General features: G+C 54.6%; 10 protein-coding genes. 5 read left to right on the top strand and 5 right to left on the bottom strand.

Annotated features, from left to right (window positions below):
• Positions 1–146: 146 nt before the first annotated feature.
• From ubiG to yfaE, 4 genes are all read left to right on the top strand, one after another.
• Positions 147–872: a bifunctional 2-polyprenyl-6-hydroxyphenol methylase/3-demethylubiquinol 3-O-methyltransferase UbiG gene (gene ubiG / locus HZZ01_RS01675; RefSeq protein ID WP_179895224.1), complete on the top strand. Its 726-nt coding sequence runs from the start codon at positions 147–149 to the stop codon at positions 870–872.
• Between the two features lie 505 nt (positions 873–1,377).
• Positions 1,378–3,663 (top strand): class 1a ribonucleoside-diphosphate reductase subunit alpha, encoded by a 2,286-nt coding sequence (gene nrdA, locus HZZ01_RS01670; RefSeq protein WP_179895223.1) that lies wholly within the window; start codon positions 1,378–1,380, stop codon positions 3,661–3,663.
• Positions 3,664–3,735: 72 nt separating this feature from the next.
• Complete coding sequence (nrdB, locus tag HZZ01_RS01665) at positions 3,736–4,866, top strand: class Ia ribonucleoside-diphosphate reductase subunit beta (protein ID WP_179895222.1); 1,131 nt, start codon at positions 3,736–3,738, stop codon at positions 4,864–4,866.
• Positions 4,867–4,868: 2 nt separating this feature from the next.
• Complete coding sequence (yfaE, locus tag HZZ01_RS01660) at positions 4,869–5,129, top strand: class I ribonucleotide reductase maintenance protein YfaE (protein ID WP_010258095.1); 261 nt, start codon at positions 4,869–4,871, stop codon at positions 5,127–5,129.
• Positions 5,130–5,269: 140 nt separating this feature from the next.
• Here yfaE and HZZ01_RS01655 read toward each other — a convergent pair whose 3' ends face one another.
• Both HZZ01_RS01655 and elaB read right to left on the bottom strand, forming a co-directional pair.
• A complete protein-coding gene (locus HZZ01_RS01655) occupies positions 5,270–6,466 on the bottom strand; it encodes a nicotinamide mononucleotide deamidase-related protein YfaY (protein ID WP_179895221.1) in 1,197 nt (398 codons plus the stop codon).
• Positions 6,467–6,723: 257 nt separating this feature from the next.
• A complete protein-coding gene (gene elaB / locus HZZ01_RS01650) occupies positions 6,724–7,035 on the bottom strand; it encodes a stress response protein ElaB (RefSeq protein WP_003854223.1) in 312 nt (103 codons plus the stop codon).
• Between the two features lie 335 nt (positions 7,036–7,370).
• Here elaB and HZZ01_RS01645 point away from each other — a divergent pair, with 335 nt between their 5' ends.
• Positions 7,371–9,029, top strand: coding sequence for a glucan biosynthesis protein D (locus tag HZZ01_RS01645; RefSeq protein WP_179895220.1), 1,659 nt, complete (start codon positions 7,371–7,373; stop codon positions 9,027–9,029).
• Positions 9,030–9,061: 32 nt separating this feature from the next.
• On the opposite strand, the gene HZZ01_RS01640 is transcribed toward HZZ01_RS01645, so the two are convergent.
• From HZZ01_RS01640 to nuoM, 3 genes are all read right to left on the bottom strand, one after another.
• The gene (locus HZZ01_RS01640; RefSeq protein WP_179895219.1) at positions 9,062–9,520 is read right to left on the bottom strand and encodes a GNAT family N-acetyltransferase; all 459 of its coding nucleotides are present in this window, start codon (positions 9,518–9,520) and stop codon (positions 9,062–9,064) included.
• Positions 9,521–9,644: 124 nt separating this feature from the next.
• Complete coding sequence (gene nuoN / locus HZZ01_RS01635; protein WP_003854230.1) at positions 9,645–11,102, bottom strand: NADH-quinone oxidoreductase subunit NuoN; 1,458 nt, start codon at positions 11,100–11,102, stop codon at positions 9,645–9,647.
• 6 nt (positions 11,103–11,108) lie between these two features.
• Complete coding sequence (gene nuoM / locus HZZ01_RS01630; RefSeq protein WP_010258081.1) at positions 11,109–12,629, bottom strand: NADH-quinone oxidoreductase subunit M; 1,521 nt, start codon at positions 12,627–12,629, stop codon at positions 11,109–11,111.
• Positions 12,630–12,781: the final 152 nt, after the last annotated feature.

Below are 12,781 nucleotides of genomic sequence, written 5' to 3'. Positions count from 1 at the left end.
TTTAAAGGTGCGAAAGTATATCACACTGCAATGCTCTGGTGAACGTTAACCACCGATTTCCCCCGCTTTTCATTGCCCCTGAAAGGTGTGCCAACTGCGGTTAAGCGTTTATACTATGGGCACATTTTGTCAGGAGTTACGATTCAATGAATGCACAACCGCAGAATCATCAGCATAACGTCGATGCGCAGGAAATTGCCAAGTTTGAGGCCGTTGCCTCGCGCTGGTGGGATCTGGAGGGTGAATTTAAACCGTTGCACCGTATTAACCCGCTGCGCCTGGGCTACATCGCGCAGCACAGTAATGGCCTGTTCGGTAAAACCGTGCTCGACGTCGGATGCGGTGGCGGTATTTTATCCGAAAGCATGGCGCGTGAAGGCGCGGTAGTGACCGGTCTGGATATGGGAGCGGAACCCCTGGCCGTGGCGCGCCTGCATGCCATGGAGAGCGGCGTGACGCTGGACTACGTGCAGCAGACCGTTGAAGAGCATGCCGATCAGAACGCCGGAAAATATGATGTGGTGACCTGTATGGAGATGCTGGAGCACGTACCGGATCCACGCTCCGTGGTTCACGCCTGTGCGAAGCTGGTTAAACCCGGCGGCGAAGTCTTTTTCTCTACGCTGAACCGCAATCCCAAAGCGTGGCTGCTGGCGATCTTTGGCGCGGAATATGTGCTCCGCATGCTGCCGCGCGGCACCCATGATGTGAAGAAGTTTATTCGTCCTTCCGAACTGCTTGGCTGGGTCGATGAAACAGCCCTGCGTGAACGCCACATTATTGGCCTGCATTACAATCCGGTGACCAACCGCTTCAAACTGGCACCCGGCACTGACGTGAATTATATGGTGCATACTCACCGCGCCAGCTGAGCAATCTGCCCGCCTGCATCCGGGCGGGCACTTTTTCCTTTGCCCGCGCTTTCTGCCTGAGCAGTCGCTGCCCTCGCTGCATCACAGGCATTCTGATGGTTGCCAATAGGTTACGTCATCCAAAACCCCGTGCGTTCACTGTTGCAGTCCCCTGCTAGCGGTTTTTACCCATTTTTCATCCCTTTTCCTGCTGAATCTTAAGGATTGAATAAGAAACACGCGCCCGATCATATTAAGAAAAAAAAGTGTGATCTGGTTGACATGTTGCCAGGCCTTACAAGGCGTGGGCTAAGAAATTTCGCAAGAATTACAACCCCTCCAGCCATCATTTTTTGCTCTTGTTAAGCGGCCGTAAAATACTAAAATATGCCCCCATGTAGTTATGACTTTTCTCATCACCCCCTAGATGTAGTGTTTATCCACACATTATTCACAATGAATAGGCTGTGTATAAACTGGGATTTCTTTTAATTTTTGGATACTCACGCAAAGGTAAATACGCGACATGAACCAGAGTCTGCTCGTTACTAAACGCGATGGCCGCCAGGAGCGCATTGATCTCGACAAAATTCACCGTGTGCTGGACTGGGCAGCTGAAGGGCTGAACAACGTCTCAGTGTCACAGGTGGAACTGCGCTCTCACATTCAATTCTATGATGGAATCAGAACCTCTGACATTCATGAGACCATCATCAAGGCCGCAGCAGACCTCATCTCTCGCGATGCCCCTGACTATCAGTACCTGGCTGCCCGCCTGGCAATCTTCCACCTGCGCAAAAAAGCGTATGGTCAGTTTGAGCCGCCGAAGCTTTATGACCAGGTCGTTAAGATGGTCGACATGGGCAAATATGATCGCCACCTGCTGGAAGATTACAGCCAGGAAGAGTTCGCGCAGATGGACGCTTTCCTCGACCACTGGCGTGACATGAACTTTTCCTATGCCGCAGTTAAGCAGCTGGAAGGCAAATATCTGGTGCAGAACCGCGTCTCAGGTGAAATCTACGAGAGCGCGCAGTTCCTCTACATTCTGGTCGCGGCCTGCCTGTTCTCTGGCTATCCGCGCGACACGCGTATGGATTACATCAAGCGTTTCTATGATGCGATCTCAACGTTTAAAATCTCGCTGCCGACGCCAATCATGTCAGGCGTGCGTACCCCGACGCGTCAGTTCAGCTCCTGTGTGCTGATCGAGTGCGGCGACAGCCTGGACTCCATCAACGCCACCTCCAGCGCGATTGTGAAATATGTCTCTCAGCGTGCTGGTATCGGCATCAATGCCGGTCGTATCCGTGCGCTGGGCAGCCCGATTCGCGGCGGTGAAGCGTTCCATACCGGCTGTATCCCGTTCTATAAACATTTCCAGACTGCGGTGAAGTCCTGTTCTCAGGGCGGCGTGCGTGGCGGCGCAGCGACGCTGTTCTACCCGATGTGGCATCTGGAAATAGAAAGCCTGCTGGTGCTGAAGAACAACCGTGGTGTTGAAGGCAACCGCGTGCGTCATATGGATTACGGTGTACAGCTCAACAAGCTGATGTATCAGCGCCTGCTGAAAGGCGAAGATATCACCCTCTTCAGTCCGTCTGATGTACCTGGCCTGTATGATGCGTTCTTCGCCGATCAGGACGAGTTCGAACGCCTTTATACCAAATATGAGCAGGATCAGAGCATCCGCAAGCAGCGTGTTAAAGCGGTCGATCTGTTCTCACTGATGATGCAGGAACGCGCGTCAACCGGCCGTATCTATATTCAGAACGTCGATCACTGCAACACCCACAGCCCGTTTGATCCGCGCATCGCGCCGGTTCGCCAGTCTAACCTCTGCCTGGAAATCGCCCTGCCGACCAAACCGCTGGAAGATGTTAACGACGAAAACGGTGAGATTGCCCTGTGCACGCTCTCTGCGTTCAACCTCGGTGCCATCGAAAGCCTCGACGATCTGGAAGAGCTGGCTACCCTGGCAGTACGTGCGCTTGATGCGCTGCTCGATTATCAGGATTACCCGATTCCGGCTGCCCAGCGTGGCGCAATGGGTCGTCGTACCCTGGGTATCGGCGTCATCAACTATGCCTACTATCTGGCGAAGCATGGTGTGCGCTACTCCGATGGCAGTGCCAATGGCCTGACCCACAAAACCTTTGAAGCGATTCAGTATTACCTGCTGAAAGCCTCAAACGCGCTGGCGAAAGAGCAAGGTGCCTGCCCGTGGTTCAACGAAACCACCTATGCGCAGGGCATCATGCCGATCGACACCTACAAGAAAGATCTGGACGCGATCAGCAACGAACCGCTGCATCTCGACTGGGACAGCCTGCGTGAAGAGATCAAAACACACGGCCTGCGCAACTCGACCCTGTCTGCGCTCATGCCGTCTGAGACCTCGTCGCAGATCTCCAATGCCACCAACGGTATTGAGCCACCACGTGGTCACATCAGCATCAAAGCATCGAAAGATGGCATCCTGCGTCAGGTCGTGCCAGAGTATGAGCGTCTGAAAGATCAGTACGAACTGCTGTGGGAAATGCCGAACAACGACGGCTACCTGCAACTGGTGGGTCTGATGCAGAAATTCATCGACCAGGCGATTTCGTCCAACACCAATTACGATCCGTCACGTTTTACCAACGGCAAAGTGCCGATGAAACAGCTGCTGAAAGATCTGCTGACGGCATACAAGTTCGGCGTGAAAACGCTCTACTATCAGAACACCCGTGACGGTGCGGAAGATGCGCAGGATGATCTGGCACCTTCTATCCAGGATGATGGCTGCGAGAGCGGCGCCTGTAAGATCTAATGGCCAGGCGGGAGATGCTCCCGCCTCACTCATTTCACGAGGCCTGGCTTCGTCTACTTTTGGACAACTTTTATGGCTTACTCCACTTTCTCACAGAACAAAAATGATCAGCTGAAAGAGCCGATGTTTTTCGGTCAGTCGGTTAACGTGGCGCGCTTCGACCAGCAAAAATATGACATCTTTGAAAAGCTGATCGAAAAGCAGCTCTCCTTTTTCTGGCGTCCGGAAGAGGTTGATGTTTCCCGCGATCGTATCGACTACCAGGCGCTGCCGGAACACGAGAAGCATATCTTTATCAGCAACCTGAAGTATCAGACACTGCTGGATTCCATACAGGGCCGTAGCCCGAACGTCGCCCTGCTGCCGCTGATCTCGATTCCTGAGCTGGAAACCTGGATTGAAACCTGGGCGTTCTCCGAGACGATCCACTCGCGTTCTTACACCCATATCATTCGTAATATTGTTAACGATCCTGCGGTGGTGTTTGACGATATCGTCACCAATGAGCAGATTCTGGCGCGTGCTCAGGATATCTCTCGCTATTACGACGATCTGATTGAGATGACCAACTACTGGCATCAGCTGGGCGAAGGCACCCATCAGGTCAATGGTAAGCCGGTTGTGGTCAGTCTGCGCGCTCTGAAGAAGCAGCTCTATATCTGCCTGATGAGCGTCAATGCGCTGGAAGCGATCCGTTTCTATGTCAGCTTCGCCTGTTCATTCGCTTTCGCCGAGCGTGAACTCATGGAAGGCAACGCCAAAATCATCAAGCTGATCGCCCGCGATGAAGCGCTGCATCTGACCGGCACTCAGCACATGCTGAACCTGCTGCGCAGCGGTGAAGACGATCCAGAGATGAAAGAGATCGCGGCAGAGTGCCGTGAAGAGTGCTTCGAGCTGTTCAAGAAGGCAGCACTGCAGGAGAAAGAGTGGGCGGAATATCTGTTCAGCGGCGGTTCAATGATCGGCCTGAACAAAGACATTCTCTGCCAGTACATTGAGTACATCACCAATATCCGTATGCAGGCGGTTGGTCTTGATCTGCCCTTCCAGACGCGCTCTAACCCGATTCCATGGATCAACTCCTGGCTGGTGTCTGACAACGTGCAGGTTGCGCCACAGGAAGTGGAAGTGAGCTCCTATCTGGTGGGTCAGATCGATTCTGAAGTGGGCGCTAACGACTTCGACGACTTCCAGCTTTAATCATGAGCCGCGACGTTGTTATTCTGCGCAGTTCCGGCACCCGGCTGGAATGTACAGACGAGCATACAAATCTGCTGACGCTGCTGGAAGCGAATAATCTCTGCGTGGAGTTTCAGTGCCGGGAAGGTTACTGCGGCTCCTGCCGGATGCGGCTGCTGAAAGGCGAAGTGCATTACCCTCAGCGGCCGCTGGCCTTTGTGCAGCAGGATGAGATCCTGCCCTGCTGCTGCAAAGCTAAAGGCGAGATTGAGCTTGAGTTATAACTGAGATGGGACACGTCTGGCCTGATTGGCGTTGAGATCGCGTTAGCTTATCTCTTGCTGCAGTAATGGTCCTGCATGAAGTTGATCATCAAACTGAAACAAAACGGGCGCCCCAGGCGCCCGTTTTGTTTGCACTGACATTATTGTCTGACAGTTTCAACCACATCAATCCAGCCGTGACCGGTGCTGACTTCGCTGCCGTGTAACCAGCGGCGCAGCATGTTCATTGCCATCATCGCCACCACCTTCTGCCGCGTCTCCAGATTATAGCGACCCGTGCTGAACTTCACGCGCTGGCCAAAACTGCCTTCCGGTGTATGCAGTGCCACAGAAATCTCTTCCTGATCCAGACGACCCACAGAGAGCGCCAGCGCTGCCTGCTGCTGTACGGCAAGATTGCGGGTGCGTGTCATCTGCTGCTCCAGTGTCTCCTGCTGGCCTGCCAGGATGTCAGCGCCACGCAACGGCACGCTGGCGGCAGCCAGTTGCCAGTAAAGCAGCCCGGCAGTGTATTGCTCGCTGACCGTCAGGTACTCCCCGCGCTGCTCCAGCTCACGGGCCAGCAACGCTGGTAAGCCTTCCGTGCCTTCAAAGATAGTGCACTCCGCCAGTAACAGACGCACCTGCTGCCACACCTGCTCCATCGCTACGCGCTGACTTGCCGGGCCGGTCAGTTTGATCTCGATAATCGGCATTGATGAGCGATAGCCCATCACCACACCTTCCGGCAACGCCAGCGGCTCCAGTTCGGCGGCAATATCACTTTCACCGCGGCCAAAGGTGGTCAGTCGCAGACAAATCGGCGGTTCAGGCGGCGAGAATTTTGCTTTCAGACGGGGAATGATCTGCTGCTCCACCATCACCTTAAATTCAGATGGCACGCCAGGCGTGAAGAACATCCAGCAGCGATTGAGTTGCAGTGCAAAGCCACAGGCAGTTCCGACCGGATTATCAATCAGCTCCGCATTGGCCGGGATTTCAGCCTGCTTGCGATTGCTGGCCGCCATCACCCGTCCGCGGCTAGCGAACCAGGCTTCCATCTGTTCGAGCCAGCTCTGCTGCATCTCCAGTTCAACCCCACAGGCCCTGGCCGCTGCCAGAGCACTGAGATCGTCACTGGTTGGCCCCAGGCCGCCATTGACTATCAGCACATCAGCTTCATGGCTGCGCGCCTGCAGCGTGGCAATTAGCGACGCCAGTGAGTCCCCTACCGTGGTGCGGCTGGTCATCGGTAAACCCTGCTGGAACAGCATATCCGCCAGCCAGGCGGCATTGGTATCGACGATTTGGCCATGCAGCACCTCATCCCCGGTCGACAGCATCTCTACTCTAATCACGTCGGATTCTCCTTTTCACGTTTGCTTTACTGTAGGAATTCTTCATGCGAAACACAATCGGCATCACGCGTGTTTGTCACCGTTGCGCCTAAGGCACGTTGCGCCTAAGGCACGTTGCGCCTAAAAGAGAGTGAGGGCAAAGCAGGATTGAAGGGAAAGGGCTATGTTGAGCACGTTAAAAAATCAATAAAAACGGCGGGATTTCCCCGCCGCTTTTTTACTGCAGATGCCTGCTAAAATTTAACAGCGAGTCGCGATTAGCGACGCGCCAGCAGCAGACCGAGTACCAGACCGGCGGTTGCGCCGATACCCACACCCTGCCACGGCTTTTCGTGCACGTAATCATCTGCACGGTAAGCCGCCTGTTTAGCGCGATAATAGTAACTATCGGACGCCTGGCTGACACGGGATTTCACATCGTTCAGCGCCTGTTCGGCTTTGCTTTTAAGCTCAATGTACTTCTGATCGGCTGGATCGCCTGATGCCTTAAGCACTTCTTCCAGGGTTTCGGTCAGTAACGCAATATCGTCATCGAGGCCCGATTCGAATTGATTTGTCTGATTTACCATCATTTCCTCCGTGTGAATTGCAAAGCAGTTCATTAACTATAGACATAATCTGGCGCTCTGCCGTTTTCCTGCTCCAGGAATCCCCTGATTTTTCATCTGTTAATCCTGCTCAGTGCAGGCTGTGCGCCGTTTCGCTACGCAAAGAAGTGTAAGACGCAGCGGCAACTGCCGAATTTCGCTTCGCTTCTTTGATTAATCTGATAAATTTTGTCGTGACTGAATTTTCCAGTAACCCTACTGTCGTACCCCTCTGTTGCCTGTGATTATCGGGCCATGAAAGTGCATGTTGCACAACAGTCACGACACCCTCGAACAGCTAAGGAATGATCTCTGGCATGAATCGAAGAATGTTTATGAAAGCGTCAATGGCCTTCTCTGCCGTCAGCGGCATGACCGGCCTGTCAACGCTGTTTGCGCAATCCGCATGGGCAGAAGATGGCATTGCTGACGGAACCGCCGTACGCTTCGATTTCGACGTATTGAAGAAAAACGCGGCTGCGCTGGCGAAGAAACCCTGGGGCGGTGCACCAGGCGCATTGCCGGAGACGCTGGCCACACTGACCCCGCAGGCGTACAACGAAATTCAGTATGACGCCAACCACTCACTCTGGAATAACCTGCCCGATCGTCAGCTGGACGTGCAGTTCTTCCACGTCGGTATGGGCTTCAAGCGCCGCATCCGCATGTTCTCTGTTGACGGCGAAAGCCGCCAGGCGCGCGAAATTCACTTCCGCCCCGAACTGTTCAACTACAACAACGCCAACGTCGATACGAAGCAGCTGGAGGGCAAAACGGACCTCGGCTTCGCCGGTTTCCGCGCCTTTAAAAAACCGGAACTGGCCCGTCGCGACATCGTCTCTTTCCTTGGCGCAAGTTACTTCCGTGCGGTGGACGATACTTACCAGTACGGCCTCTCGGCGCGTGGTGTCGCGATCAACACCTTCAGTAATGGCCAGGAAGAGTTCCCCGATTTCACCGCCTTCTGGTTTGAAACGCCAAAAGCGGACGATACGACGTTTACCTGCTACGCCCTGCTGGATGGTGCCAGTGTCACCGGTGCCTATAAGTTCATCATCCACTGTGAAGAGAAACGTGTGGTGATGGAGGTGGAAAACCACCTGTTTGCCCGTAAAGAGATCCGTCAGATTGGCATCTCGCCAATGACCAGTATGTTCAGCTGCGGCACCAACGAGCGCCGCATGTGCAACACCTACCATCCGCAGATCCACGACTCCGATCGTCTGGCAATGTGGACCGGTAAAGGCGAATGGATTGCCCGTCCGCTGAATAATCCACAGCGTCTGCAGTTCAACGCCTATGAAGATGAGAATCCGCGTGGCTTTGGCCTGCTGCAGTTGAATCACGACTTCAAAGATTATCAGGATGTGATTGGCTGGTATGACAAACGTCCGAGCCTGTGGGTTGAGCCAGTCGGCAAGTGGGGCAAAGGCGCGATTAACCTGATGGAGATCCCGACCACCGGTGAAACGCTGGATAACGTGGTCTGCTTCTGGCAACCGGCTGAGCCGGTCAAAGCGGGCAGCGAGCTGAACTTCTCCTACAAGCTTTACTGGAGTGGTCTGCCACCGGTGCGTAGCGGACTGGCGCGCGTGGATGCAACCCGAACCGGTATCGGTGGTTTCCCGGAAGGCTGGGCGCCCGGCGAACACTTCCCGGAAACCTGGTGTCGCCGCTTCGCCATCGATTTTATTGGTGGTGATCTGCAGGCCGCTGCACCGAAAGGCATTGAGCCGGTTATTACCGTTTCATCCGGCAGCGTGAAGCAGGTTGAGATTCTGTATGTCGATCCGCTCAAGGGTTACCGCATTCTGTTTGACTGGTATCCGAACAGCGATTCCACCGAGCCGGTGGAGATGCGTCTGTTCCTGCGCAGCAAGGATGAGACGCTGAGTGAAACCTGGCTCTATCAGTATTTCCCGCCTGCGCCGGATCAGCGCAAATATGTCGATGACCGTCAGATGACGGTGGGTTGATGGAAAAAGGCGAGGCTCAGGTCTCGCCTTTTTTATGGCGCATTCTTCAGCATATTGACGTGAGGAATGCCATCTTCCAGGTAGTTCTCTCCCACCGCCACAAAGCCATGCTGTCCATAGAAGTTTTCCAGATGCGCCTGAGCGGAGAGAAACATGTCACGGCCTGGCCAGTGCTGCTGACAACTGCTGATCGCCTGCTCCATCAGACGATTGCCCAGACGCGCACCGCGAACCCGATCTGAAACGATTACGCGTCCGATTTTCACCGGGCTGTTCTCATCCTCTGGCGTGATAAGTCGCGCATAGGCCACCAGTTCATCGTCCGCCATGCCCAGCAAATGCCGGTTTTCCGCCTGTAAATCCCTGCCGTCCACATCAAGGTAAGCACACTGCTGTTCGACCACGAACACGGCGCTGCGCAATGCCAGCAGCGCATAGAGTTCTGATGTGGTGAGTGCGCTATGGTGTTTATCCTGCCAGTCAATATTCATGGTCTCTCCTTTAAACCAAACACTCTACATCAGCACGGTGTCAGCATCACCTGCTGATGACCTCGTCTGACAGGCAAAAAAAAATCAGGCCCGGAGGCCTGATTCATCAGTGGCAGTTATCTGCTTACATCAGTGGCTGGGCCATCTGCACCAGTCTGATCAGCGGCTGCGGGTAGACCCCTAACAGCAGCACCAGAATGGCAGAGATCAGGACTACCACACCACCGGCCGTAAATGCCCAGTTAGCCGGGGTATCACGGGTATGCAGTTCCGGCGGGCTGAGGTAGAGACTGACCGTCACGCGCAGATAGTAGTAGAGGCCAATCGCACTCCCTGCGACCACAGCACCGGTCAGCCACCACAGGTGAGCACTCACACCTGAAGCGATAACGTAAAATTTACCGATAAAGCCCAGCGTCATCGGAATACCCGCCAGCGACAGCATCATCACGGTCATTACCGCTGACAGGATAGGACGGTGCCAGAAGAGACCACGATAAGAGTAGAGCGAATCGGCATCCGGGCCACGATACGGGCTGGACATCAGACTCACCACACCAAAGGCACCCAGGCTGCTGAACAGATAACCGGCCAGGTAAACACCTGAGGTTTCCAGCGACAGCTGATGATCTTTCACTGCAATCAGCGCCACCAGCAGGTAACCGAGGTGGGCGATAGAGGAGTAACCCAGCAGACGCTTGATGTTGCTCTGCGAGATCGCCATCAGGTTACCGAACAGAATCGACACGAAGGCGATCATGGCCAGCACTGTGCGCACCGCTTCGCTGTCGGTCACTGGTGCATACATGAACAGACGCATGATGACACCAAAAATCGCAATCTTGCTGGCGGTAGCCAGGAAGGTTGAAACCGGCGCAGGCGCACCCTGATAAACATCTGGTGTCCAGAGGTGGAACGGAACCAGGGAGAGCTTGAAGCCCAGACCGATGATCATCATGCCCAGACCCACCAGCAGCAGTGGCTCGTGAATCATGCTGTCCGTCAGGCTCTGACCCAGCGCAACGAAGCTCAGGTTACCGGAGTCAGCGTAGATCAGTGCGATACCAAACAGCAGGAACGATGAGGCCGCTGCGGAAAGAATGGTGTATTTCAGCGCCGCTTCCAGCGAACGTTTCTGGCGGAAAGCGTAGCCAATCAGACCAAACAGTGGCAGCGACAGCAGCTCAATGCCGATGAACAGCGAGGCCAGATGGTTAGCACTGGCCAGCACAATGCCACCGAGCGCAGCAATCAGCACCAGCAGATAGAACTCATCTTTGTTGTCCGGGTAGCCCGCCAGCCATGGATAGGCAAAGGTACAGGTCGCCAGACTCGCCAGCATCACCAGCGCGGTGTAGAACATCGAATAGCCATCGACGCGCAGCAGCGGCGTGACATCCATCGCCCCCACCTGACCGACAAAGTACAGAGAGAGCAGCGCCAGGTTCAGGCCAACTACCGTTAGCGTGGCGTTAACGAAGTGGTTGCGTCGCCAGGCAATGGACAGCATCACAACCACCACCGTCAATCCGACGATTAACAGCGGCAGCAACGCAATCAATTGGTGAGGAGTTATTGTCATGGCGAATTACGGCCTTGTAGTTGAAATTGAAGCGGTAAACCACTGCTGAATATTGCTCATGGCAGCGTGCGAAGTATCCAGAATCGGCTGTGGATAGACGCCCAGCAGCACCAGCAGCACCACCAGAACACCGATGGTCATAAACTCACGCGGCGACATGCCTGGCAGCGGATCTTTTGATTTCGCTTCGCCATAGTAAGCGCGCTGCATCATCACCAGCGAGTAAATCGAGGCGAACACCAGACCAAAGGTCGCGATGATGATAATCATCGGCACCACCTGGAAGCTGCCGGTCAGAATCATAAATTCGCCGACGAAGTTACCGGTGCCCGGCATACCGAGGTTGGCGACAGCAAAGAAGAGCGACAGACCCGGAATCCATTTGATGCGCGACCACAGGCCACCCATCTGACGCATATCACGGGTATGCAGACGCTCATACAGCTGACCACACAGAATGAAGAGTGCTGCGGCGGACAGACCGTGTGCAATCATCTGAATCACCGCACCCTGAAGCGCCAGCTGGCTGCCGGTGTAGATGGCAATCAGCACAAAGCCCATGTGCGAAATCGAGGTGTAAGCAATCAGACGCTTGATATCGGTCTGCGAGAAAGCCATCCAGGCACCGTAGAAGATACCGATTATGCCTAACCACATGGCGATCGGCGCAAACTCCGCTGACGCGTTCGGGAACAGCGGCAGGCTGAAACGCAGTAAGCCGTAAGCCGCGGTTTTCAGCAGGATACCGGCCAGGTCAACAGAACCGGCTGTAGGTGCCTGGCTGTGTGCATCCGGCAGCCAGCCATGCAACGGTACGACCGGCATCTTCACCGCAAAGGCGATAAAGAAGCCCAGCATCAGGAGATATTCAACACCGCTCGACATTGGCGTCTGCAGCAATTGTTCGTAGTTGAATGTCCATACGCCGGTTGCGTTGTAGTGAACAAACACCAGGCCCAGAATTGCAATCAGCATCACCAGACCCGAAGCCTGGGTGTAGATGAAGAATTTGGTCGCGGCGGAAATACGGGTTTTGCCGTCCGATGCTTTATGACCCCAGAGCGCGATGAGGAAGTACATCGGCACCAGCATCATTTCCCAGAAGAAGAAGAACAGGAACAGGTCGATGGAGAGGAACACACCGATTACGCCGCCCAGAATCCACATCAGGTTCAGGTGGAAGAAGCCCTGATACTTTGAGATCTCATTCCAGGAACAGAGCACCGCCATCAGACCGAGCAGGCCGGTCAGCACCACCATCAGTAGCGACAGACCATCAATGGCTAAATGGAAGCTGATGCCGAAGCGTGGGATCCACGGAACGGAGAAACTTGACTGCCACTGCGGAATGCCCGCTGCCTGCGTCAGTGAATAGCCTCCCTGCAACCAGAGTTGCAGCGAAAGCGCCAACGTCAGTCCCATGGTAATCAGCGCGATCCAGCGTGGCACCTTCGCGCCAAGGCGCTCAGTGAGCCAGCAGATCAGACCGCCGACGAAGGGTATGATAATTAGCCAAGGTAATAACACGGCACACTTCCCTTTTCTTTGTCTTAGTTCGGGCTATCTTGCTTGCCATTTTGATTCCCGGCAGTGCTCGCAATCCTCACATACCTCGGTATGCTGCGGTTGCTGCGCGCTGGCGGTAACCAAACTGGCTGCGACGATAACGCCCTTGCTCA

Source organism: Pantoea sp. WMus005, assembly GCF_013415305.1.
In the GTDB taxonomy this organism is placed as follows: Bacteria; Pseudomonadota; Gammaproteobacteria; order Enterobacterales; family Enterobacteriaceae; genus Pantoea; species Pantoea rara.
The sequence above is the reverse complement of the archived record's forward strand: the minus strand, read 5'-3'. Positions and strand labels throughout refer to the sequence as shown.

Coding starts and splice junctions, on each gene's coding strand:
- yfaE (WP_010258095.1), top strand. CDS start 4,869: ATGAGCCGCGACGTTGTTATTCTGCGCAGTTCCGGCACCCGGCTGGAA.
- nrdB (WP_179895222.1), top strand. CDS start 3,736: ATGGCTTACTCCACTTTCTCACAGAACAAAAATGATCAGCTGAAAGAG.
- elaB (WP_003854223.1), bottom strand. CDS start 7,035: ATGGTAAATCAGACAAATCAATTCGAATCGGGCCTCGATGACGATATT.
- nrdA (WP_179895223.1), top strand. CDS start 1,378: ATGAACCAGAGTCTGCTCGTTACTAAACGCGATGGCCGCCAGGAGCGC.
- nuoN (WP_003854230.1), bottom strand. CDS start 11,102: ATGACAATAACTCCTCACCAATTGATTGCGTTGCTGCCGCTGTTAATC.
- HZZ01_RS01640 (WP_179895219.1), bottom strand. CDS start 9,520: ATGAATATTGACTGGCAGGATAAACACCATAGCGCACTCACCACATCA.
- ubiG (WP_179895224.1), top strand. CDS start 147: ATGAATGCACAACCGCAGAATCATCAGCATAACGTCGATGCGCAGGAA.
- HZZ01_RS01645 (WP_179895220.1), top strand. CDS start 7,371: ATGAATCGAAGAATGTTTATGAAAGCGTCAATGGCCTTCTCTGCCGTC.